Here is a 24,742-nt window from a genome sequence, read left to right as displayed (position 1 = left end):
TCTGTTATATAACAGAGTAAGGTGTCGCAACCTGCCTTTAAATGCACTCATACCCGCCTGCAACCGACAAAACTAGAGCGTTTGGGGCAACTGTTTTTATGGTAAGATAGAGCTGTTTACAACTATGCTAAGAAGGGCAGGAACGCTCTGTATGAACAGAAAAATCGGGGTTAGGCTTGTAAAATGTCTGGTTGCAGGTGCAGCGCTGGCTGTGTTGCTGCCGCAGGCTGTAGAGTGGGGCAACAATGTGTATGCGGCGTCGGTCAAGCCGACTCCCTCCGTATCATCGCAGCAGCTTCAAAACAAGCTTTTACAGGCAATGGCTACGCGGAGTGAAACGCTGACCTTTACATATCAAGGGCGAGTGAACGGTCTCAAGCAGCAGTTACAGACAGCCATCCAACAGGCGATGGAGAGCGATCCGTATGTGAATTATACGATCAAAAGCTACGCATTCAGCTATACAGGCACAACCACCTCCGCCCAGGTTACGATTCGTTTAAGCTACCGGGAAACGAAGGAACAGACGGCATATGTGGATAGCACAGTGCAAGCTGTGCTGGGGGATATCATTACGAAGGGAATGACGGATCATGAAAAGGTGAAGGCCATCCATGATTGGATCGTCGTTCGCCTGAAGTATGATGAAGCACAGCAAAAGTACACAGCCTATGATGGTCTGAAAACGGGAAGCACGGTCTGTCAGGGTTATTCGCTGTTGGCTTATAAAATGCTCGAACGAGCAGGGATTACAAATCGGATTGTGGAAGGTAGAGCAGGAGGGCAGTTGCATGCATGGAATCTTGTTTTATTAGATGGCCGATGGTATCACATGGATACGACATGGGATGACCCGACCCCCGATCGCGCGAACGAGGTAAGCACTTCATATTATCTGCTGACGGATTCAGAAATGCGGCGGGATCATTCGTGGGTTAAACAATATCCTCAGGCGAACACATCGTACCGCGAAACCTTATCGGCATTGATAGCTGCCGGAGGAGCAAAGGCTGCCGTGTATCAAAAACTGTACAATAACCTGGAATATCCATTGCAAGACGGCAAGGGACTGGTTAAATCATCAGCTGACATCAAGGAACAGGTTCGGAAGATGATAACTAAGGGAGAAACGTCAATTACTTTTGGCTATCAAGGTACGGAACGAAGTCTTAAGGAGGATTTACAGTCCTTGTACCAACTCGGCTTAAAATCCATTTCCTATCAGATTACGGATCTCGGAAGTACCGGCAATCTTAGGGTAACCCTGAAATGGACTTAATTATTCGGCTGTAAAAAAGCCACATTATCAAAGGAGTATTCTAATTTATATGCACAAGCGTTCCTTTACCTATTTGCTTGGCACGCAGACGATGTCCAATGCGGCCGACATTCTTTACATTATGGCACTTGTGTCTTTGGTCTTTCATGAAACAGACTCGATCTTCTCTTCGGTGCTCGTTCCGTTGCTGCGGATGGGGGCGCAGATGATCAGCGGCTTTTTAGCACCGCTCATTTTGGCCCGATTCCAGCTTCCTTTTATTTTATTCGTTTCCCAGTTTGGACAACTGGCTTACTTCGCCATTCTGCTGGGCCACTTGTGGTCAGCGGGCACAGAGCCTATGTGGGTAATTGTGTTTGCGCTGGTGACTGCCATGTCCTTTCTGGACGGCTGGACCACCCCTGCGCGCAATGCACTGATTCCCCGCCTTGCTTCTGGGGAAGGACTCATGCGGGCAAACAGTCTGGTATCGGTCAGTGATCAGACGGTGCAATTAGCAGGGTGGGGGCTTAGTGGTGTGCTCGTAGCTATGCTGGGCTCGGAGAAAACATTGCTGGTGGCTGGCGGTCTGTATTTGATAGCGCTGATCTTCACCAGCTTGATTCGAGATCCCCTAGAGGGCAAAGCTCATTATTTGCTTCAGCCTGGAACAAGGGTACAAAATGGGGATGTCTTGGCTTCTGAGGTTGTAACCGAGCCGGGACAAGGGCAACATGACTTGCCTCCAGCGCAGTTGGAAGATAAGCTGTATGGTCCGGAATCAGAGAGCACAGCGGTGCCTCCTAAACGTAAAAAAGAAATACTGCGTGAAGGCTGGAGTCTCATCGGAGCCAGTCACAGACTGAAGGCTCTTATTTTTATGGATATGATTGACCTGCTGGGGGGATCAGTTTGGGTAGGCGCGTTCACGCTTGCCTTCGCTCAGCAGGTCTTGCACAAGAGCGAGGCATGGTGGGGATACATTAATGCGGCGTATTTTGCAGGTGCGATTGGTGGTGGCATCATAGTCCTTGCCTGTGTCAAGCATTTGCAGCGCAGACTGCTGCCCGCTATGCTGGTGGGGATGGCAGGCTACGGGCTGCTGACGGCTTGGTATGCACTGAACACATTACCGCCACTAACGCTGCTTATCGTGCTGTTGATGGGACTACCTGCGGAAATGTCGGTCGTCTCCCGCCGCACGATGATGCAAATGAGTGTGTCGGTACATGATTTGCCCAAGGTGCTGTCCGCCCAGGCTACGCTGACAAGCCTGACGTTTTGTATTTCGCTGCTTTTAATGGGCTGGATTGCAGATCATCTGGGTATCGTTAATTTGTACTTGTTTTCAGCAGTGCTAACGATGATTGCTGTCATATACGGTATTTTTAGTCGTCGTGCCTTATCTATGTCTTTATCAGCTGAAGTAGCTACTTCTTCCAAATAAACAGAAAAAGAAAAAGCCCGTCTCCGGGCATATACAGGGGAACATGCGGATAATGGTCTTGGGACCAGGTGTACCAGCGTGTTTTCCCTGATATGTGGAGACGGGCTTTTTATCACTGTGTTCTATTATTTATCCGAAGAAGGATTTGAACTCAAATCACATTCTTTTAGCGGAACGATTTTAGTACGTTTGATCCATTTGTAGCCAAGCCACAGCAGAAGGAACAGCGGCACACTCATATACGTAGCGATCATCGTTTTCCAGTCAATCTCCTGTCCGGTGAAGGCATCCGTCCCTTGCCCGATAATGACAATGATACATAGAGCAAAAGCGAACAACGGTCCGAACGGGAACCAGCGTGCTTTGTAGGGAAGCTCACTCAGACTGTGACCCTGTGCAGTAAAGGCACGGCGGAAACGATAGTGGCTGACGGCAATACCGACCCACGTAATAAATCCGCACATTCCAGAGGCATTGAGCAGCCAGTTATAGACTACACCGTCTCCGTACAAGGAGGCGAGAAAAGCAAGCATACCAACAGCAGTCGTGATCAGAAGTGCATTCATAGGAATACCACGTCGATTGATACGCCCAAGGAAACGGGGAGCCTTGCCTTCCCGTGCCAAAGCGTACAGTACCCGAGTCGCTGCATACATACCCGAGTTGCCTGCTGACAATACGGAAGTCAAAATAACGGCGTTCATGACCGAGGCAGCAATGGCAAGCCCTGCTTTTTCAAATACGAGCGTGAACGGACTGACTCCGATATCACTGATATCTCCCCGCAGCAGATTCGGATTCGTATATGGAATGATCAAACCAATCACGAGAATCGCGAGAATATAAAAGAACAAGATACGCCAGAAGATTTGACGGATGGCACGTGGCACATTGTCACGCGGATTTTCGCTTTCGCCAGCGGCTACCCCAATCAGCTCGGTTCCCTGAAAGGAAAAGCCCGCAGCCATAAATACGCCCAATACAGCGAAGAATCCACCATGGAACGGGGCATCTCCTACCGTGAAGTTGGCAAAGCCAACCGCAGGACCACCCATGATGCCGAAAATCATCAGCACCCCTACGGCCAAAAAGATGATTACAGTCACAATTTTAATCATCGCGAACCAGTATTCGGACTCACCGTAGCCTTTGACCGTCAACGCGTTCAGCAAGAAGATTATGGCCAGAAATAACAGACTCCACCAGGCAGAGTGGCTTTCCGGGAACCAGTATTTGATTAGCACGGTCGCTGCTGCCAATTCGGCAGCAATCGTTACTGCCCAGTTGTACCAGAAGTTCCAGCCCATGGCAAAACCAAAAGCCGGATCGACGAAGCGACCTGCATAGGTATTAAAAGAACCGGATTCAGGCATAAACGTAGCCAGCTCACCGAGGCTGGTCATTAAGAAGTAGACCATGAGGCCAACTGCTGCGTAAGCCAGCAGGGCACCGCCGGGTCCAGCTTCGGCGACCGCGCCTCCACTGGCGAGGAACAGCCCTGTTCCGATAGAGCCGCCGAGGGCGATCATCGTCATATGACGGGCTTTGAGACTTTTCCGCAAGGTTGCGTCAGATGTTGCTTTGTGTTGCACGTTCAAACACTCCTTCATGAAATTGTATTTCATGTCAGGGCAAGAGCCAGAAGGAGGGGGAGTATATAAATCAAAAGACCGCAGGGAATACGCCTGCGGTCTTGTCTATGCATTCCGCACCATACCTTCTTCTATAACAAGATAGCTCAACACACGTGTCTGTGTTAGGACATCGCGTGACAGTTCTGCTCCTTTCGGTTAGCAGCCCCAGCATACGGAGTATTTACAAAGAGTCGGCTCCGCATACTTCGGCGGGTGTACCTTTCTACTGGAATCTCAGACGGCTCTTGTCGTCTCCTCCAGTGTACTGATTACATCCGCGACCTCTACCTCATCATAAAACAGGTTGATGAGGTGTATGACATGATATTATATTGTATAGTGAACTATAGTATATCGTACCTGTACACTTTCTGACAATCGACAATTTTTTGGAATCCATTTATTGAATCTTAAATCAGGAGTTCCGCTTGGCCATTTGCTGCCACACCGTACCTGCGGCTTGTTCGCCTGATTCGATGCGCTCCAGTGCCATTTTAGCTTGCAGACTGACCTCAAATTCGGGGTCATCGACGGCCTTCTCCAGCGCATCACGCGCATCCTCGGTTCCAACCTCGTATAGAAAACGGGCTGCACGCCAGCGAACCAGCTTGCTGCTGTCCGACAGGGCTCCGATCATAGCGCTGGTAGCGACGGGATCGCCAATGTCCGACAACGTGTCGCCAGCAGTGCGGCGTACTGCCGCTGAAGGATCGCGCAGCGCCTCGAACAGCAGTTCCATTGCCTCCGGTGAACGAATATCGCCCAGATAGACGACTCCCAGCCGCCGTAGCTGCATTTTGTCGTCATGTAGTGCTTGCCGGATCAACGGCAAATGCTCAGGCGTCGGCTCCAGCCGATCCAGCGCAGCGTAGCGTGTGCGCCAGTCTTCGTGTTGAAGAGCCTGCTTCAGCTCGGCATCGCTCCACTCGCGGCGTTCCTCCACGAATTCGCTGTTGTCCGCGCCGTGGGCAATCGCCTGCTGGATAATTTGTTCCAGCCGATCCTGCGGAAAGGCTGCCTCCAATTCCTGCTCAACCTCGCGGGCAATATCCGGCAGTTCACCGTAACGGACGCCGTAATCACTCAGCTTGCGTTCTTTGATCAGTGTTGCACTTGCCACGCGGGTAACGGCTTGCACGAAGCGGTCGGACAAGGAAATTCGTTCCTCCTGCTGTCCTGCCTTAACCCGAATTTGCATAGGAAGACCGCGGAAAAATTGTACAAAAACCTGTGCTTCGCCAAACGCTTCCCCAGAGGTTTCCTCCGGTAAATCCCAGTTTGCGTCAGCACCTTCCTCGCCTAGCTGATCCCGGACTTGGCCCAGAATAGTAGACCAATCCGCATTTCCTTTACGGTCAAGGGCTACAAAATCGGTCGTGTGAAACACGCTTTTGACCCCTTCAATCGCCAGCATACGCCGGATAAATGGGGGAGCGGAGCGCTCATTGTCTCGTGTATATGTTCTGCGGATACCCGCTTCCAGTCGCTCATCCAGATGCAGCATCATGGTGTTCGGACTGGGAGTTGGCTCGATAGATGTTATCTTCATAGCTCGGTACAGCCTCCTGTTCAAAAGTTCTCCATATATCATATATAGCTTATCTGTATTGTACCTCATTCTGTGTATGTCTCCAAAGAGAGAGTTTTTATTTACGAAGAAAATACAATGACATATATCACATTATTAATATAAGCATACCTGATGGATATGGAGGTTGTTTGAATAAAAACAGCTATATGGGCCGAACTCAAAAAAGTCACAGGGAAACGGAGTAGGCGGGATGGTGCTGTACTATGCATTCCGCTTCAACGAATCATTTTGCTTCTGATGGATCAGGAGAGAAGCGATAAATCCCACAGACAGAACTGCCGCCAGCAGCATAAACGTAGTCATCTGATTGTCGCCATTTCCCATCAAACGAATGGAAAGCATAGGTGCTAGACTCGTACCGGCAAACAGAATGAAGGTATACAGTGAGACGGCTATGGCCCTTGCTGTACCGCTGAGCTGGCCAACCATTGTAATGAGTGAAGGGACACTTAGGGCAATGCCGCTAACAAAACATACACTTAATACCACGATAGCTATTAGAGAATGCGTCATTCCCATCAGCGCCAAGCTGAGAATGGAAAGAAGAAGAGCTGTACGTAGTAAAAGGTGAACACCGAACTTCAGGGCCAGTTGTCCGGCGAACGGTGAGAGAAGCATGCCGATGATGCCAGCGGATCTGACGTATAGCATCTGTCTGCTATTCAGGCCAAATTCGGGATTGCTAAGGTAGCTTCCCAAAACCGTATACATGCTCACAAAGGACATCAGAAGAACAAAAGCGATTGTGTAGCTTAACCATAAAGGATACGAGCGCAGAACGGTCCCCAACTGGCCGAAGGCTGCCCAAATGCGAACCCCTCGTTGCGGAGAGGGAGCTTTAGGCAGGAAAAAAAGAACGATCAGGAAGGTGATTGCGTACAAAACACCTAGTATCCGAAATACCATATTCCATCCTATTTGTTGGCTGATGACAATACTAAATACCTGTCCGGTAATACCTGCCACGAGAAAGCCAGTGCTGATAAAGCCGATAGCTGTTACCCGTTTTTCAGTCGGAAACATATCTACGGCATATGCGAGAGCAACGGGGGAAAAGGTGGCTGCCGCCAAACCCTGAAGCAAGCGTAGTGCAACTAATACGGAATACTGACTGGTTAAGCTGAGGGAAAACGACAGGATTGTCAATGCGAGCAGTCCAGCGACGATAACCTGCTTGCGTCCAAAGCGATCAGACAATCCTCCATAAATAAGACATCCCACCGCAAAGCCTAAGGAAAAGATACTTCCCGGTAGAGCTGCTTCAGCTAGTGTTTTTCCAAATACTTTAGCGAAGAGAGGGACCAAAGGGATCGTTACGTACAGGCTGGACATCACGGCAACCGCTGACCAGCATAGGATTACAATCATCCATGTATAAGGGAGAGCAACATTTTCCTTCTGTATAACACTATCATTTGTTCGTAATTTACTCATCAATAGAACACTCCTTCATCTTCAAATAAGTAATTTATAAATATAAACAATTAAATATATTAGATAATCTAATTATATGTTCAAAAAAAAATTACCTGCCCACCCCCAGTTTATCTTCCATATGATGATGGATTTTTTCTATAATCCGTAAAAAAATAATCTGCTCCTCGGGCTCCAAAATACTCGCTAGGGAAGCACAGGAAGACCAAAATACAGGAAGCACTTGCTGTACAAGATGAGAACCCGCTTCTGTAATGCGTACATGAATTTTTCGCCGATCTATAGAACTTTGTTCTCTGATAATCCAGCCTCGTTGCTCTGTCCAGTCCAGGAGAGATGTAACAGATGCACGACGAATTCCCAGACGGTCGGCTATCATAGAAGGGCTCATCTGGGCCTGAGATTGGTGCAGTGTCAACAGCAACAATAAATCTAGCTTACTCTCTGTCAGGCCGTAAGCAGCCAGATCCAAATCTATTGCGTCGAGCGTATTATCACTGGTCCATAGCAAGAAGAGACCAATACGGGCAAGTTGCCGATCCGTTTCTGCAAGGGCAGTTTGATCCATTAACTCCAGATAAGGTTCTGGTCCCATACGAGGAAGAGGCTGCTGGATGGTGTCCCGCTTACTTTGTTTTGGCGGCATAAGTTCACTCTTTTCATATAATTAGGTTATCTAACTATCACTAATATAACGTATTGCCATGCAAAAGACAATATCTAGCAAGAAATACTGCTACATTCAATACAGAAGCAGGGTTAAAAATCAGTTGAATGAACCAAACTGTGAGTAGGTTACCAAATTGCGCCAATAGATAAGTGAAGGAGGCGTTCCTATGTTCCGCAAGCAGGAAAGAACGCTCATTATTGTATGTATAATAATTGCGGCCATTATGCTATATGCCGTAATTAAAAGCATAGCTCGCTTGACTCCCTAGTTGGTAATCAAGAGTGATTTCGAAGTTTTCCCTATTAAAATGTGAAATGAAGGAGTGAAACCCATTTGTCTTCACTGGACCCTGTATTGCTAAGCCGGATGCTGACCGGGATTACCCTGTTTGTTCATATCGTATTTGCATCCATTGGCGTTGGTGTACCTTTAATGATTGCACTTGCAGAATGGCGCGGGCTGCGAACCGGTGATCCGCATTATACACTACTGGCCCGGAGATGGGCGCGAGGGTTTGTCATCACTGTTGCCGTGGGTGTCGTTACAGGCACCTCCATTGGTCTGCAGCTCAGCTTGCTTTGGCCTACCTTTATGCGGGTGGCTGGACAAGCGATTGCACTGCCCCTGTTTTTAGAGACGTTTGCTTTTTTCATTGAAGCAATATTCCTGGGCATCTACTTGTATACTTGGGATCGATTTAAAAGTAAATATTTTCACTTAATGCTGCTCATCCCGGTAGCGATTGCCTCGTCTGCATCAGCGGTTTTTATTACGACTGTGAACTCGTTCATGAACCAACCTCAAGGCTTTACACTCAAAAATGGAGTCATGACCAATATTCATCCCATCGAGGCTATGCTAAACCCGGCCACGCCGACCAAAGTGTCTCATGTACTGGCTTCCTCGTATACATTGAGCGCAGGGGTGCTGATGGGGTTGGCTGCTTACAGCATGCTGCGGGGGCGTAACCACCCTTATTTTAAAAAGGCGCTGAAGCTGACGGCCACCTGTACCATTGTGTTTGCCATCAGTACAGTGATGATTGGAGACGCATCAGGTAAATTTCTGGCCAAATATCAGCCGGAGAAGCTGGCTGCCGCCGAATGGCATTTTGATACGATGACGCACGCCCCCTTTGTATATGGTGGCTTTATGGATGAAAACGGTGAAATCAAATACGCTCTGAAAGTGCCTTATGCACTTAGTGTGTTGGCCGGAAATTTGCCTAGTACGGAGGTTAAGGGGTTAAATGACTATCCGGTGGAGGAACGTCCGCCGCTGTCTATTCATTATATGTTTGATCTCAAGATCACCACAGGAGTGCTGATTCTCGTCATCCCACTGCTATATCTGATCCGCAAGCGTTTGCCGGGTCGCAAACCCTACCCCAGATGGCTGCTGTTAGCACTCATTCTGGTTGGACCGATGGCGATGGTAGCTATTGAGCTGGGCTGGATGTTTGCGGAGGTCGGCAGACAGCCGTGGATTTTACGCGGATATATGAAGGTGTCCGAAGCAGCAACTACTTCTACAAGTGTTGGGTGGATGCTGGTGTTGTTTGTTATCTTGTATCTGGTGTTGTGCTTCTCGGCCATCAAGGTACTCAGCAAACTATTCCGTAATAAGGATGCCGTGGAAGAGATAAGACAGCTGGGCCTGGAAGGGGCTGAAGGCAAGTGAGCTATGAAATTGTAGGCATCGCCATTTTGTGGACCTTCCTGTTTGGATATTTGCTTGTGGCATCCATTGATTTTGGTGCAGGCTTTTTCAGCTTTTACAGTGTGCTGACAGGCCACCAGAACAAAATCCACAATATCATTCAACGGTATCTGTCTCCAGTATGGGAGGTTACGAACGTATTTCTCATCTTTTTTGTGGTGGGATTGAACGGTTTTTTCCCGGATGCAGCTTATTACTATGGGACGGCGTTACTCGTTCCCGGTAGTATTGCAATCGTGCTGCTCGCGATCCGGGGAGTATATTATGCTTACAATACGTATGGGCATTCGGGTAAAAATAATATCGTCTACATGGCGTTGTATGGTGCGACTGGATTACTGATTCCCGCGGCACTGTCGACGGTCCTTGCTATTTCGGAAGGCGGCATTATTTTGGAAAACAGAACAGGTGTTCATCTCCAATGGGGTCAGCTATTAAGCAACCCTTACACGTGGGCGGTTATTATTCTGGCGCTGGTGAGTGTATTGTATATATCGGCGATGTTTTTGTGCTTTTATGCCAAAAGGGCAGGGGACAAGGTCGCTTTCGAAATTGTACGAGGGTACGCGTTGCTCTGGAGTGCTCCTACGATTTTGGCGAGTTTGTTCGCATTTTTTCAAATTAACAAACAAAATCCGGACCATTTTGCCAATATGCTCAGTATGGCCTGGATGTTTGTCGCATCCTTCATATGCTTTGTGGGGGCAGTTTATCTGGTCTGGCAGCGGCGCTATTTGGGTCTTTCCTTTATCCTGGTGATGCTGCAATTTGCATTTGCCTGGTATGGCTATGGCCGGTCACATCTTCCGTATGTTCTGTATCCCTACATTAATGTATATGACAGCTTTACGAACTCTACGATGGCATATGCATTGATTACGGCGTTTGTTGCGGGTCTGCTAGTGCTGATTCCTTCGCTGATCCTGATATTGAGATTGTTCCTGTTCGATGCAAAGTATGTACGAGGACAAGCGGGAAAGAAAGGGTGAGTTAGAGTGGTTGCTTTCGAGCATTTTACGATCATGTATGAGTCGCCGATCATTATCGTGGTGGCGATTGTGTTTTTGTTCATTTATTCGGCACGCTTTAAGAACCCACAGGACTGACAATAACATGTGGAGCAGGCCTTCTGATAGACCCGGGAGGTCTGTTTTTGCTGTATTATCGCAGAATTTCCTTTACAGATGTGATTGAATTATACTTTACATATATCAGGATGTTGTATCATTTCATGTTCACATTTGAGTGACAATATATAGTTAAATTGAACCGTTGTGTCTTTGGAGAACGGGTCTGTCAGGGAGGGGGCTGCATCATGCCTAAAGTGCGTTTTAACAATATGGATCATGTAAATACCGATAAAACTATCAAGCAATTCAGACAATGGCGGCAGGAGCGACGCAGCAAAATAAAGGATTATACGTTCGTTGTGCCAAACCATCCCCCGGAGCTGGAGTTTCTGCATCATAATCGGGAAATGGCGACGGCGACATGGGTGGGCCATTCCACCTTTTTTATTCAGTACCTTGGGCTGAATATTGTCACTGATCCGGTATGGGCAGAGCGTATGGCTTTTGATAAAAGGCTGGCTCCACCCGGCATTCGCATTCAGGATGTGCCACCACTGGATATCATTCTGCTATCACATTCGCATTATGATCATTTACATTTGGCATCGTTGCGGAAGTTATATCGTGCAGATACATTGATGCTCGTACCCTCGGGGTTAAAGTCGAAAATGATCCGCAAAGGCTTTCGCAACTGCCATGAGCTGCAATGGTGGGAGCATTTTACGGTAGGCGGGGTGCGGATTACATTTGTTCCGGCACAGCACTGGACACGGCGTACGCCGTTTGATACCAATACTTCGCATTGGGGTGGATACGTTCTGCAAAGTGAGCAGCAGGTGACTGGTTCTGCCACGTCTGTTGCAGGCTCAGATGCTCATGCAGAATCCGATTCAACGGAGGCACCTACGTTGTATTTTGTGGGAGATACCGGATATTTCCGTGGGTTTAAGGAGATTGGCGAGCGCTTTGCCATTGATCTGACCTTTATGCCGATTGGCGCGTATGAACCGGAATGGTTCATGACCTCACAGCATGTGACACCTGAAGAGGCGTTGCAGGGCTTTGTGGATTGCGGCGCAGATCAGATGATCCCGATGCATTATGGAGCCTTTAAGCTGGCGGACGATACGCCGAGAGAGGCGCTGGATCGTCTCGAAGTAGAGCGAGAGCGCTTGGGGATTGCAAAGGAACGCATCCATGTACTGGGGCACGGAGAGACGCTAAAAATTGGGCGCCGTTGCTCAACCAGAATCTGAGGGATTCAATAAAATACGTATATAAGAGGATTTTGCAAAAATCCAATAAGCGGCCCAGCGGACAATTAATATTGTCTGCCGAGCCGCTTTTTTTAGTTCTATGCTACCGTTCAGAATTAAACGGCTTCGATCTCACTCGCCAAAGAGGAGTCATTGTTCGCAATGGGATGACGAACGATTTTAACCTCATAGAACGTGATTTTATTTTCAATAATATAGTCTGGAATTTGACGGTGGTTGTGGGATTCACGGAACGCTTCACTTTTCGTCCAGCCTTGGAAGTTCTCTTTTTCCTTCCAGCGTGTGCTAATCGTTACTTCATCATAATCCTTCGTGTTTTCCGTCAGCAGCACTTCCAGACCGAGGAAGCCTTCCATCTTTTCAACCTGTCCTTCTTTGTTAAATCTTTCGATGAGCAAATGGGCATTACCTGGTGTGATTTTAGATGTGTTTGTAACGATAACCATATTAAATTCCTCCTGAATGATGTGGTATGGTCGGTATAATAACCGGATAGCCATCCTCAAATTTGATGGTAGCGTTCATTTCATAAATGTCGCGAAGAAAAGCAGACGTCAAAATCTGACGGGGTTCGCCAGCAACGGCGATTCGTCCCCTTTTAAGCGCAATCATATGATGACAATAGGCCGCAGCTTGCTGCAAATCATGCAGTACCATAACAATCGTCAAGCCGGACTCGTGATTAATACGCCGCAGCATATCCATAACTTCAAATTGGTGGGCGATATCCAGAAAAGTGGTCGGTTCATCGAGCAAAAGAATACCCGTTTGTTGGGCCAAGGCCATTGCAATTCGCGCTTTTTGTTGTTCACCTCCCGATAGAGTATGGAACATCCGATCTGCATAGGGCTGGATGCCCGTGATTCCCATGACATGGTCGATAATTTGCTGATCTTGTCTGGTAGGTCGTGTCCTCAAGCCCTTGGCATGAGGAGATCTTCCATAAGCGACCAGCTCACGAACCGTTAATAACGGCAAAATATCCTTCATTTGCGGCAGCATTGTAATCGTCTGAGCCAAATCACGCCGCTTGTATTCCTCCACGGGCTTGCCCAGTATAGAAACCTTGCCCTGATCCTGCTTGAGCAGCCGGGTCAAAATCCGCAAAAGAGTAGACTTGCCTGAGCCGTTGGGACCGACAATGGCGGTGAGCTGGCCAGCGGGCAAGGTAATGTTCACATCGTCCAACTGGAAATATCCGCGTTGTAAGGAGAGATGTTCACCCTGAATGGCTGTCATCCGAAATTCCCCCGTTTCTTGAGCAGGATTAAGAAGAACGGTGCCCCAATGACGGCCAGCAAAATACCGACAGGCAGCTCAATCGGGTCAAACCAAGAGCGTGCGACTGTATCCGCTAGGACAACCAGTGTCCCACCGCCCACAATGGAAAGGGGGAGGAGGAAACGATAATCTTCCCCGATGAGTAGCCTTATAACATGGGGAACGACCAGTCCTACGAACCCGATCAGCCCGGCTACACTGACCGCCGTGCCGGCGAGCAGGGCAGAGAGCAAGATAATGAGCATCCGTTGAAGCTCTACCCGCTGGCCTAGCAGCTGTGCTGAATCGTCGCCCAGCAGCAGCAAATTCGCAGGCTTAATCGCAAACAAAGAGGCGATTAAGCCAATGATAGCGTAAGGAGCCATGAACTCCAGATGATGCCAGCTGCGTCCATTTAACCCGCCAGATAGCCAAGGAAGTACTGCCTGTACGCGGTCGCTGTACATGACCATCACGCCGTTGGTGAGCGCGCCCAACAACGCGTTGATCGCAACGCCAGCCAGCACAATTTTGACAGGGGAAGCCCCTCGGTCCCAAGCCAGTAGGTAAATGACGATCGCACTCAGAAAGGCTCCCAAAAAGGCGGTTACCGGAAGAAGGTAACTAAGCTGTGGAAGCATCACCATCGTAATAACGGCAGCAAGTCCACCTCCAGCCGATACACCAATAATGCCTGGGTCAGCCAATGGATTTTTCATGACGCCTTGAAGAAGTGCTCCTGAAGCTGCGAGACAAGCGCCTACCAATAAACCTACCAATACTCTGGGGAGTCGGAGATCCATTAGGATCGTGCGATATGTGGATTCATCATTATGTAGCAAAACCTGATTGATTTCTTGAAGTGGAATCGAAACCGAACCGTAGGCCAGACCGTACACAGAGACGGCTAGCAATAAGATCGGAAGGATAATCCAGGCGATGGTGCGTCTTCTGGCGCGCTGTAGTTTGTTCATCGCCATCGCCTATTTCGCCGGATACAGCTTTTGGTGCATCAAATCCAGCGCTTTAGTGACCCGTGTCCCTGGATTTGTCCCGAACAAATCTGAAGGTAAAACCTCGACCTGGCTGTTTTGGACTGCCCGGATTCCGTTCCAAGCTGCATTTTCCTGCATTTCTTTTATAAATGCGGCTTTAACCTCTTCCGTATTACCATGGGTCATGATGAAAATGTAGTCAGGGTCAGCCTGTACGATGCGTTCTGTGTTCAACTGCGCATATTGCGGGAAATTTTGCAGGCCCGGAAAATCAGCGGCGATATTGGAACCACCTGCAACTTCCAAAATGTTTCCGCCTAGAGAATTCGGCAGCGCTGCCATGTACGTGGCCGGGGCTCCGTAAACCAGCAACACCTTCGGTTTGGAGGTAGAGGCTGTTTCTTTTTGCAGCTTGGCTACTTGTTGGTCAATTTGTTGGTTCAGCTTTACGGCCCCGTCCTGCTTTTGCAGTAATTGTCCGTACAGCGTAATTTGTGACTGGATATCCTGAACTGAATTAGCCCCAGTCAGCAGCAGCTGTGAACCGACTCCTTCAATGGCTGGGATGTCTTTTTCATTCATAGGATAGTTGCCTAGTACGACATCCGGTTTGAGCATCGTAATTTTCTCCAGATCTACTTCATGAGTGGAACCTATTTGCTGAACGTTTTCAGCAGCAGGTACGACGGAAGGTCCATTGGAGTTGGGCCTCCCCACGGCTGTCCCGCCCAATGCGTAAATAATATCTAGATCGCCATTACTGAGCGCAACGATATGTTGAGGGACCTTTTGAAACGCCAACGTCCGTTTTGAGAAATCAGTAACTTGAATCGTCGCGCCGCTTGTCGTGCTTGAAGTGGTAGATACGGAAGCACTGACTGGTTTGTGATCTGCGGTCGAGGTACCATTACTACATCCGGTAACTGCCAATAAAAGCGCTGCGGATGACCACAACACATAAGATTTCATGTTATTCCTCCTGCAATTTTCAAGTTAAACAATAATGATAATCATTTTCATTTATGTATAAGAGAATGATAATGAATATCACTGAGGATTGTCAATTGAAAAAAGTAAATTTTAAAATAAATTTTGAACTAAAAATAAAAGAGAGTCATTCGAATTATAGAAGAAGGAACTACAAATTTTTATTAAAAAATAGCATATATCAAGGGATTACGTACACACAAATACATATTGACATTTTCGAAAAGTGTAAGATATATTGGTGATGGGTTTACTTGATTTTGCGAAATTATGGAATAGAGAGGTGGGGAGACAAGCTCGAAAAGAGCTATTTTTTTTAAATTATTAATTGAGAATGATAATCAATTAGTTTATTCTCGTGGGGAGGGACTGCTGTCAAAATGAAGAAGGGGTATTCTGCAATTATTGCTGTGTTTCTGCTGGTGAGTGTGCTGAGCTTTTGGCCAACTTCGTCATCTGTAGGAGCCGCTGCGGCTTCTCCAAAATTGGCGGATGGTACATACACGCTCAAATACAATATTCTCAAGGCAGAAAATGATTCAGTGTCCATGGCTAATGATTATTTTGAAAAACCAGCTAAGTTGTATGTAAAGAAAGGTCAAATGACCATGCAAATTAAGCTGAATCATAGCGAATGGACAACCGGGTTTAAAGTGGATTATAAAGGCAAAATCATCGATACCAAAGTCATCCAAAAGGATGCCAAAACCGATACTCGCACCGTGCAATTTCCAATTGCGAGTATCAACAGCCCGTTGATCTCTAAAATTCATGTTACTGTCCCTGCATACAATTACGATCATGACTATACGATCCGCTTCGCTTTTGATTCCAAAAGCATCAAAAAAGTTGCAGCCGTCCAGTCAGCGAAATCAGCCAAATCTTCCAAAAAGTAAATTCAGGCTATCTTTATCGTTCATAAAATCAACATAAATTCAAGCATAAAAAATGAAGGAGTGTGTGTAGATATGAATATGGTAATGAATCGCTTTGAGCAATTTTCTTTCAAGAAGGTATTCGTAGCATTGATCATGACAGCACTTGTTTTTGCACTGATGGCTCCACTCTCTGCTAAAGCAGCAGCAGCCGACGGCACTTATAACGTAGATTATACCGTTCTGAAGGATCAAACCAATGAAACTTCTCGATTAGACAGCTATCTGACAAAGCCTGCTCAGGTTACGGTAGCCAATGGCAAAAATGTCGTTCGTCTGACTGTGAAAAGCAGCAATCTGATTACAGCGTTCAAAGTAGAGCAAAATGGCGTACTGCAAGATGCGACTGTAGTCAGCACAAATACCGCGAACAACACTCGTGTAGTGGAATTCGAAGTAGCTGACCTGAATGCAAAAGTAAATGCTTACGCTGAAATCACAATCCCAGTAGTTAACTACACAGGCAAGTACGATGTACAACTGCAATTCGACGAAATCTAATCCAAAATAAAACGTAAAAGGAGATTGAAAACATGAACATGATTATGAATCGTATGGAGAAGTTGTCTCTGAAAAAAGTAATGCTCACTGTATTGATGGCTGCGCTTGTTTTTGTGGTACTAGCCCCATTCTCAGCTAATCAAGCGAACGCGGCTTTGCCTAATGGAACGTATCAATTGCCTTATACCGTTTTTAAGGATGGAACCACTCAGCCATCTTACATGGATACCAATGGTTATGTGAAAAAACCAGCTACACTGATTGTTACGAATGGTCAATACAAAGTGCGTGTAGCTATTACCAAAAGTGCTTGGGTTACTGAATTTAAAACTCAACAAAACGGTCAGTATGTGAATGCGACTGTGGTCAGCACATCCGGCGATACAAGAATAGTTGAATTCCCGGTAACTAGCTCGTCTCAAAAATTGAATGTCAAACTGCATGTAAGCGTACCTAAAGAATACACTGGCGGTATTCCTTACGATCACGACTATGTTGTTCAGTTCCAATTCGACGACAGCGATATCTAAGGGTTTCTTTTTGAAAATATGATTTTGAATTGAATACTCATTTGGAGCTCAGTTCCAGAGCTCCAAATGAGTATATTTTAAGTAGGGGGATATATCACCTTGAAAAGCCGATTTAACAAATATATTACGACATTCGCTGCTATTCTAATGTTGTTTTCTTTATTTTCACCATACGCAGGAGCAACACCCGAGGATGAATCCACTTCGTCGAATTTGCCTGACTCAAGCACTACAGTGACTAGTGCTACGTATGCTACTTATGAGTATCCGGTAGAACTGCCCGGTCCATATGTTGAGCCTACCCATGCTATAACTATTACTGAAGCGACTTATGCAGATGGAGAATACCTGATTGATTATAAGCCTTTACGAAAGACAATCAGCGGAAGCACCAAGGACTCGAGTTTTAAAACAAACTATACCTATCCTGGAGACTTGATCATTAAAGATGGAAAATACCATTTTTCATTTAAATTTGCGGAGGCTCAAGGACTTTCGAAATTTTTAGTAGAACAAAACGGGGAAACGGTTCCCGCCAAAATAGAAGTAGATTCCGGAAAAGCTTCGGGAACTGTTAGCTTCGATGTTTATGATTTTCATCAAAATGTAAATACAGAGTTTGGATTTAACAGCAGTTCTCCATGGTATGTAGATACCGATCCAGACCGTTCAGTGAAGGAATGGATTGAGTTTGATCCTTCCAGTTTGAGACTTAAAAACTCAACGGAGAATCCAACCGTTCCACCAGTGACACCGCCGGTAACGCCTCCTAGCACAGGAGAAAAATTAGCTGATTTGGACTTTACCCTCTTGAAAGATGGAACAGATGAAAAGTCTATGATGGATGGGTATACAGAGAAACCAGGCTCACTAATAGAGCGTGGAGGTAAACAATATGCCCGGTTTACATTAAAGAATAGCAAGCAAATTGATGGCTTCAAAGTAGAGCAAAATGGAGTGTTAACCGATACCTCTATTGTAAGTGAAGATCAAAATGCGAATACACGAGTTATCGAGTTTGAAGTAAAAGAACTGCCAGCCAAGCTGAACGCATGGGTGAGCATCAACTGGCCTGAGCTTAGCTACGTGCATACTTATAATGTAGATCTTCAGCTGTCTTCTGTACCTGTACCAACAACTTTGGCGGATGGAACGTACGCTATTAACTTTAATACCCTGCACGCAACTAAAGATCAGCCATCAGCCATGGCGCAATATCTGTTGTCTCCAGCGACTTTGACAGTAGCGAAAGGACAAAAAGAAGTTTCTTTCACCATTAAAGACAGCACTACTGTAACAGAATTCAAAACAGAGCAAAACGGGACACTTACGGATGCAGATATTGTAAGTGAGGACAAGACAGTCAATACGCGTGTTGTGAAATTCAAAGTAGCCGATTTGGACGCGATTTTGAATGCACAGGTACATGTGAGTACGACTTATCCAGGTGGGGTTTATGAGATGGATCATAAACTTCGTCTTCAGTTCGATAAAAATAGTATCACAGAAAATGGAACCTCTCCGGAAACAAAATCCAATCTGGACTTCACTCTTTTGAAGGATGGAACGAATGAAAAGTCTATGATGGATGGGTATACAGAGAAACCAGGCACCTTGATTGAACGTAATGGCAAGAAGTATGTCCGTTTTACCTTGAAAAACAGTACGCAAATTGACGGCTTTAAGGTAGAGCAAAACGGAGTATTAACTAATGTTGCTACAGTAAGTGAAGACAAAACTGCAAATACACGAGTTATTGAATTCGAGGTTAAAGAAATACCTGCTAAGTTAAGCGCATGGGTAAGCATCAACTGGCCTGAGCTGGGCTACGTGCATACTTATAATGTAGATCTTCAATTGGCATCTGTGCCCACATCACCTAGCTTGGCGGATGGAACGTATTCTATTAACTTTAACACCCTGCACGCAACCAAAGATCAGCCATCAACCATGGCACAATATCTGTTGTCTCCAGCGACTTTGACGGTATTGAAGGGACAAAAAGAAGTTTCTTTCACCATTAAAGACAGCACTACTGTAACAGAATTCAAAACAGAGCAAAACGGGACACTTACGGATGCAGATATTGTAAGTGAGGATAAGACAGCCAATACGCGTGTTGTGAAATTCAAAGTAGCCGATTTGGATGCAATTTTGAATGCACAAGTGCATGTGAGCACCACCTATCCAGGTGGGGTTTATGAGATGGATCATAAGCTTCGTCTTCAATTTGATAAAAACAGCATTACGAATGCTCCAACCCCGGTTGATCCTGGGACGCCAGGCACACCAGGCACGCCCGGAAAGAATTTAGCTGATGGAACGTATTCGATCAATTTCGATGCGCTGCACGCAACCAAAGATCAAAAATCGGCCATGGCGCAATATTTATTATCTCCGGCCACGCTGACGGTATCAAAAGGCAAGTATGAAGCCTCCTTTACCATCAAAGACAGCACCACCGTGACAGAGTTTAAAACAGAACAAAACGGAACGTTGGCAGATGCAGATATCGTAAGTGAGGACAAGAATGCTAATACACGTGTTGTGAAATTCAAAGTAGCCGATTTGGACGCTATTCTGAATGCACAGGTCCATGTGAGCACCACCTATCCAGGTGGGGTTTATGAGATGAATCATAAGCTTCGTCTTCAATTTGACCGCAGCAGCATTACAGCTAAGGGACCGGATAACGGAACCACAACCCCAGTTGAAAATGGCAGATACAGCATTGATTTCTCCGTACTCAAAAACGGAAGCAATGAAATATCTGTGATGGATGGGTATATGCAAAAGCCAGCTACACTGTTAAAACAGTCTGGTAAAAATATCATTCAAATTAAAATGGACAAGAGCAGCTGGATTAAAACGTTTAAAGTAAATGGTTCTGAAGCTCAGGTGGTTGAACAGTCCACCTCTGCAGACACAAGAACAGTACAATTTGAAGTGCCTAATCTTTCAGATAAAGTTACAGTGAACACGCATGTCATCGTACCTGGATTGGATTTGGGTGGCATCCCTTACGACCACGTATATGATGTGCAGTTCCAATTCGAGCCTGCCACCATTCGCAGCTTTGTGGAGCCTACTTCTTCAGGGGCAGCTGATCCTATCGTTAAATTGGATTTCGACAAGCTTGCCAATGGTAAATATGCATTGAAATTCAGCATTGTGCTGCCAAATGGTGTCACAGGATCTGATTCTCCGGCTCAACGCTTCATCACTAATGAACCAGCGCAATTGGTCGTGGAAGGCGACAAACGGTTTGTAGGTCTGAAGCTGCAAAACAGTAATGAAGTTAAGGCGCTGCGCATTTGGGATAACGCAAGTGGAGGTTATCAGGATGCAGAAGTGACCCGGGAAGATGCAGCAAGTAATACGAAGGACGTTCGTTTCAGTGTGAGTGACTTTAAGAACAACGTAAAAGGTCAACTGGTTGTCTACGAAGCTCCTAAAGTGGCAAGTAGCGCGCCGATGGTTTTCAAGGCGGAGGATCGAGTAGAAAAGGTATATGATTTTGAATTTAAATTCGATACCAGTAATGTATCTTATCACAACGAAACCAAAGCAGACAAAGTAGAACAGGGGAAAAATAACTTAGCCGATGGAGAGTACACTGCGAACTTCCGTGTGCTTGCAAACGGAACGGACAAGGATTCTTTGGTGGCTCCATTTGTACAGAGTCTGGCGAAGTTGATTGTGAAAAATGGTAAGGTCCAGGCCCATGTAACCGTAACGGACAATCAGGCTTTGAAATTATTCCAAACGGACTTTGAGGGCCGTTATGCTAATCCAACGATTGTGGCTTCCGACACAAAAGGGGATACACACACAATTGCCTTCGAAGTACCTGATCTGGATAAAAAGCTGAGTGTGTACACACAGGTATATCTGCCTGAGAAGTACATTTTTAATGAGAAATTCGGCGGACAGATTCAATTTGACCGTGCGTCACTCAAAGGTGAGGGAGTTAATGCAGCTACAACTGCAACCCCTACTGAACCGACAGCAGCTTCTACGGACAAAGCAGCAGAAACGACCATACCGGTAGCTGAAGCAAAACCAGCAGTTGAGCAACCAGTTCAAACGGCTTCCGAGAAGCAATACACAATCAATTACAACGTATTTAAAGACAAAACGAATGAAGCGTCCGTTATGGATGGTTATCTCGATAAACCAGCCACATTGATTGAAAAGGGAGACAAGCGTTATATCCAAGTCTCTTTGAAAAACAGCTCTTGGATGCCAACTCTACAAGTGGAGCAAAACGGTACCCTAAAAGATGTGGAAGTGATCTCGACATCCGGTGATACACGTATCGTCCAATTTGAGGTAGGGGACTTGTCCCAGAAAATCAGTGCTTACACACACGTCATTGTGCCTGGTTTGGTCCTTGGCGGAGTACCATATGATCACTGGTATACGGTTCAGTTCCAATTTGATGAAGCAAGCCTAAAGGTGAAATAACCTCAGGTTATGCCATCAATAAAGCCTGAATAACAGCAAAGCTTGTATGCGAGCAAGTCTTGGTGCCTCGGCATCAAGACTTGTCAGCATTTACATACCCGAAAAATTGGGACCCACGCTGTTGCTCTATATTTTGAATTGAGGTGATTGGATTTTCATGAAACAGTATGCAGCTTTGACTCAAAAGAAATCGTTTGTTTTCTATATGTTAATCGGCATTATGATCTTATTGCTGGCCGGATGCTCCGGGGGAACACAGGCTGGACAGAACCCTAGCGATGGTTCGACTTCAACGGCAGCATCAGATGCAACCGGAAAGTCGTCTAATGATAAAACAGCAACTCCACGTATTGTGGCGACTACAGTAGCCATTTCTGAAATTACGGATGCGCTGGGCTTGGGTTTGGCCGGCAAGCCGACAAGCACCAAAGTATTACCTGATCGTTACAAGGATGTCCCTGATGTGGGAAATCCAATGAGTCCTGATATGGAAAAAGTAATGTCCTTAAAACCTACAGATGTACTATCGGTGACCACACTCAAATATGATTTGGAGCCCAAGTTTAAGGACCTGAACATCAATGCTGAATTTTTGAATTTTGAAAGCCTTGCGAATATGCAAAAGGAAATTCAAAAGCTGGGAGACCGATTTGATAAAGCTGAAAAGGCGAAAGAGATTAATGGGGCCTTGGATGCCAAAGTTGCTGAGATTCAGCAAAAAATCAAAGGCAAGAAGTCTCCTAAAGTACTAATTCTACTGGGTGTTCCGGGAAGCTATCTGGTGGCTACCGAACATTCCTATATTGGAGATCTGGTTAAAATTGCAGGCGGAACAAATGTAGTTCAAGGCGAGAAAGTGGAGTTTATAGCCCATAATACCGAAGCCTTGCAGCAATCCAACCCCGATATCATTTTGCGTGCTGCACACGGGATGCCGGATGAGGTCGTAAAAATGTTCGATGAAGAGTTCAAAACTAACGATATCTGGAAGCATTTTAACGCTGTGAAAAAAGGGCATGTTTATGACCTGCCTGAACCGTTGTTTGGCACCACAGGGAATTTAGCGGCAAGCTCTGCGCTGGATGAGCTGATGAAAATGCTGTATCCTTCGAATTAAAGGAAGCTGATGACATGTCCAAAAAATTATGGAGCCTTATTGTTGTAATTGTCTTACTCGTCGCTGTCATGTTGTATTCAGCGATGACAGGCAGCCTCAAGGTGAATTTGAGCCAGTTGGTGACCGGATTGTGGACAGGTACAGATGATCAGGTGAATGTGGTCAAGGACCTCAGACTACCGAGAATTATCGTAGCTGTGATGGCGGGAGCAGCACTTGCGGTGGCGGGCGTTTTGCTGCAAGCTGTCATGAAAAACCCCCTAGCGGATTCTGGCGTGATCGGCATTTCTTCGGGAGCGGCCTTGGTCTCGCTGATCGCGGTGACCATCTTTCCCGCGCTTTATTTCTGGATGCCGTTCTTTTCATTTATTGGCGGTGCGTTGGCCTGTCTAATGGTCTACGGATTTTCATGGAAATCCGGCTTGCATCCCATTCGCCTTATTCTGATTGGGGTGGCAGTAAACGCCATCTTTTCCGGCCTAGGTCAGTCGTTTAACTATCGGGGCAGTTATGCGGTCACCAGCATTAATCAGGTCACCACCTCAACCTTGTCTATGAAAAAATGGGTAGATGTTGAGGTAATTGTGACCTATGGTGGGATTGGGCTAATTTTAGCCATGCTCGTCTTCTCCTGGTGTAATTTCTTGTCACTTCAAGATAAAACGGCTAAAAATTTGGGTCTTAACGTGACGCGCGCACGACTTTTGATTTCTGTGATTGCAGTGCTGCTTGCAGCAACTGCTACAGCTATCGCAGGGGTGATTGCTTTTATCGGCCTGCTCGTTCCGCATTGTGCCCGCTACCTGGTTGGTTCGGATCATAAGTGGCTGATTCCGTTCTCTGCCTTATGCGGCGGTTTGCTGTTGTTGCTTGCGGATACACTGGGGCGAACGGTGCTTGCTCCCAATGAAATTCCAGCCTCTATTATTATGGCAGTCATAGGCGGACCGTTCCTAATATTCCTGATCAGAAAGGCGGATCGTACCTATGGACATTAAAGATATAACCTTCTCCTATGATCGGAAAACAGACCGTTTACATGCGATCAATGCTGTTATTGAGCGGGGACGAATTACTACGATTATTGGCCCCAATGGATGTGGCAAATCGACACTACTCAGCGTGATGTCCAACAATGCTGTTCCTCGCATGGGCCAGGTGATTCTGGACGGCAAGGAGATAGCCCACTACAAGCCCAAGGAGCTGGCCCGTCAATTAGCGGTAGTTCATCAGCAGAACGAAGCGCCCTCCGACCTGACAGTAGAAAAACTTGTCAGCTTCGGAAGACTGCCTCATAAGAGCATGTTCACAACCAGCCGGGACGAGGACGAGGAAGCAGTCGAATGGGCTATAGCCTGCACCAATCTGGAGGAACGCAGAACACATACACTGGATCAGCTCTCAGGAGGAGAACGGCAGCGTGTGTGGATTGCGATGGCCTTGGCACAGCGAACGCCGATTTTATTTTTGGATGAGCCGACCACCTATCTGGATATGTATTACCAGCTTGAGATTTTGGAGCTTATTCGGCAGCTCAATCAGGAGCACGGACTGACCATCGTGATGGTCCTGCATGATATTAATCAGGCTATTCGGTATAGCGACGTGATGATCGCTATGAAGGAAGGACGCATAATAGCGAATGGTCCGCCTAAGGAGATCGTTACATCCGAACTGATTCAGGCAGTCTATGGTGTGAAGGTAGTCATAAGACAGGATGAGGAGGCGGGGATGTATCTTATTCCGATAGGCGTCGGAGCTTCCGAACATTTACAAGTACAGAGAGAGTGTAAGGTATCTGTCCTTGAGTTATCTCATTGAATTTAAAACATAAAAATGGTTCTGGTCGA

Annotated in this window: 21 protein-coding genes and 1 riboswitch; of the genes, 13 read left to right on the top strand and 8 right to left on the bottom strand. The window is 46.5% G+C overall.

The features are described 5' to 3' along the window. Positions 1-151: 151 nt before the first annotated feature. Positions 152-1,279 carry a transglutaminase domain-containing protein gene (locus tag PPM_RS22245; RefSeq protein WP_013373078.1) on the top strand — a complete coding sequence of 376 codons (1,128 nt, stop codon included), beginning with the start codon at positions 152-154 and terminating at the stop codon, positions 1,277-1,279. Between the two features lie 49 nt (positions 1,280-1,328). Further along, positions 1,329-2,705, top strand: a complete 1,377-nt coding sequence (locus PPM_RS22240; protein ID WP_013373077.1) for an MFS transporter — start codon at positions 1,329-1,331, stop codon at positions 2,703-2,705. Between the two features lie 125 nt (positions 2,706-2,830). Here the strand turns inward: PPM_RS22240 and PPM_RS22235 are convergent, their stop codons facing one another. The 4 genes from PPM_RS22235 to PPM_RS22220 form a co-directional block, all read right to left on the bottom strand. Then, complete coding sequence (locus tag PPM_RS22235) at positions 2,831-4,297, bottom strand: amino acid permease (RefSeq protein ID WP_013373076.1); 1,467 nt, start codon at positions 4,295-4,297, stop codon at positions 2,831-2,833. Positions 4,298-4,431: 134 nt separating this feature from the next. Next, positions 4,432-4,634, bottom strand: a riboswitch (Lysine riboswitch). Positions 4,635-4,754: 120 nt separating this feature from the next. Further along, positions 4,755-5,888, bottom strand: a complete 1,134-nt coding sequence (locus tag PPM_RS22230) for a virulence factor (RefSeq protein ID WP_016324726.1) — start codon at positions 5,886-5,888, stop codon at positions 4,755-4,757. Positions 5,889-6,131: 243 nt separating this feature from the next. After that, positions 6,132-7,364, bottom strand: coding sequence for an MFS transporter (locus PPM_RS22225; protein WP_013373073.1), 1,233 nt, complete (start codon positions 7,362-7,364; stop codon positions 6,132-6,134). Between the two features lie 91 nt (positions 7,365-7,455). Then, positions 7,456-8,010, bottom strand: coding sequence for a MarR family winged helix-turn-helix transcriptional regulator (locus tag PPM_RS22220; RefSeq protein ID WP_013373072.1), 555 nt, complete (start codon positions 8,008-8,010; stop codon positions 7,456-7,458). A 357-nt stretch (positions 8,011-8,367) separates the two neighbouring features. Between PPM_RS22220 and PPM_RS22215 the strand changes: the two genes are divergently transcribed. The 4 genes from PPM_RS22215 (at position 8,368) to PPM_RS22205 (ending at position 12,079) form a co-directional block, all read left to right on the top strand. Further along, positions 8,368-9,714 (top strand): cytochrome ubiquinol oxidase subunit I, encoded by a 1,347-nt coding sequence (locus PPM_RS22215; RefSeq protein ID WP_013373071.1) that lies wholly within the window; start codon positions 8,368-8,370, stop codon positions 9,712-9,714. Continuing rightward, positions 9,711-10,742, top strand: coding sequence for a cytochrome d ubiquinol oxidase subunit II (locus PPM_RS22210; RefSeq protein WP_013373070.1), 1,032 nt, complete (start codon positions 9,711-9,713; stop codon positions 10,740-10,742). The genes PPM_RS22215 and PPM_RS22210 overlap by 4 nt, the downstream gene beginning before the upstream one ends. A gap of 6 nt (positions 10,743-10,748) precedes the next feature. Next, on the top strand, positions 10,749-10,859 hold the full coding sequence (gene cydS / locus PPM_RS30680; protein WP_014278118.1) for a cytochrome bd oxidase small subunit CydS: 111 nt from the start codon (positions 10,749-10,751) through the stop codon (positions 10,857-10,859). A gap of 209 nt (positions 10,860-11,068) precedes the next feature. Further along, entirely contained in the window at positions 11,069-12,079 is a 1,011-nt protein-coding gene (locus PPM_RS22205; protein ID WP_013373069.1) for an MBL fold metallo-hydrolase, read from the top strand. A gap of 116 nt (positions 12,080-12,195) precedes the next feature. Here the strand turns inward: PPM_RS22205 and isdG are convergent, their stop codons facing one another. Genes isdG through PPM_RS22185 form a run of 4 tightly spaced genes read right to left on the bottom strand, consistent with a single transcriptional unit; the run spans position 12,196 to position 15,324 of the window. Then, complete coding sequence (isdG, locus tag PPM_RS22200) at positions 12,196-12,546, bottom strand: heme oxygenase (protein WP_013373068.1); 351 nt, start codon at positions 12,544-12,546, stop codon at positions 12,196-12,198. 1 nt (position 12,547) lies between these two features. Beyond that, positions 12,548-13,339 carry an ABC transporter ATP-binding protein gene (locus tag PPM_RS22195; RefSeq protein ID WP_013373067.1) on the bottom strand — a complete coding sequence of 264 codons (792 nt, stop codon included), beginning with the start codon at positions 13,337-13,339 and terminating at the stop codon, positions 12,548-12,550. After that, positions 13,336-14,334 (bottom strand): FecCD family ABC transporter permease, encoded by a 999-nt coding sequence (locus PPM_RS22190; RefSeq protein WP_173364590.1) that lies wholly within the window; start codon positions 14,332-14,334, stop codon positions 13,336-13,338. Before PPM_RS22190 ends, PPM_RS22195 begins: the two co-directional genes overlap by 4 nt. Before the next feature lie 9 nt (positions 14,335-14,343). Then, positions 14,344-15,324 carry an ABC transporter substrate-binding protein gene (locus tag PPM_RS22185; protein ID WP_013373065.1) on the bottom strand — a complete coding sequence of 327 codons (981 nt, stop codon included), beginning with the start codon at positions 15,322-15,324 and terminating at the stop codon, positions 14,344-14,346. Positions 15,325-15,722: 398 nt separating this feature from the next. Here PPM_RS22185 and isdC point away from each other — a divergent pair, with 398 nt between their 5' ends. The 7 genes from isdC (at position 15,723) to PPM_RS22145 (ending at position 24,713) form a co-directional block, all read left to right on the top strand. Further along, positions 15,723-16,238, top strand: coding sequence for a heme uptake protein IsdC (isdC, locus tag PPM_RS22175; RefSeq protein ID WP_013373064.1), 516 nt, complete (start codon positions 15,723-15,725; stop codon positions 16,236-16,238). 72 nt (positions 16,239-16,310) lie between these two features. Further along, positions 16,311-16,778 carry an NEAT domain-containing protein gene (locus PPM_RS22170; RefSeq protein WP_013373063.1) on the top strand — a complete coding sequence of 156 codons (468 nt, stop codon included), beginning with the start codon at positions 16,311-16,313 and terminating at the stop codon, positions 16,776-16,778. A 32-nt stretch (positions 16,779-16,810) separates the two neighbouring features. Further along, positions 16,811-17,308, top strand: coding sequence for an NEAT domain-containing protein (locus PPM_RS22165; protein WP_013373062.1), 498 nt, complete (start codon positions 16,811-16,813; stop codon positions 17,306-17,308). A 99-nt stretch (positions 17,309-17,407) separates the two neighbouring features. Next, positions 17,408-21,775 carry an NEAT domain-containing protein gene (locus PPM_RS22160; RefSeq protein ID WP_013373061.1) on the top strand — a complete coding sequence of 1,456 codons (4,368 nt, stop codon included), beginning with the start codon at positions 17,408-17,410 and terminating at the stop codon, positions 21,773-21,775. 157 nt (positions 21,776-21,932) lie between these two features. Further along, positions 21,933-22,892: a heme ABC transporter substrate-binding protein IsdE gene (isdE, locus tag PPM_RS22155; RefSeq protein WP_013373060.1), complete on the top strand. Its 960-nt coding sequence runs from the start codon at positions 21,933-21,935 to the stop codon at positions 22,890-22,892. A 14-nt stretch (positions 22,893-22,906) separates the two neighbouring features. Next, positions 22,907-23,890 carry a FecCD family ABC transporter permease gene (locus PPM_RS22150; protein ID WP_013373059.1) on the top strand — a complete coding sequence of 328 codons (984 nt, stop codon included), beginning with the start codon at positions 22,907-22,909 and terminating at the stop codon, positions 23,888-23,890. Beyond that, complete coding sequence (locus tag PPM_RS22145; protein ID WP_013373058.1) at positions 23,880-24,713, top strand: ABC transporter ATP-binding protein; 834 nt, start codon at positions 23,880-23,882, stop codon at positions 24,711-24,713. The genes PPM_RS22150 and PPM_RS22145 overlap by 11 nt, the downstream gene beginning before the upstream one ends. Positions 24,714-24,742 lie beyond the last annotated feature (29 nt).

The organism is Paenibacillus polymyxa M1, from assembly GCF_000237325.1.
In the GTDB taxonomy this organism is placed as follows: Bacteria; Bacillota; Bacilli; order Paenibacillales; family Paenibacillaceae; genus Paenibacillus; species Paenibacillus polymyxa_C.
Note: the sequence above shows the minus strand (reverse complement) of the source record. Positions and strands in the feature narration are given on the sequence as shown.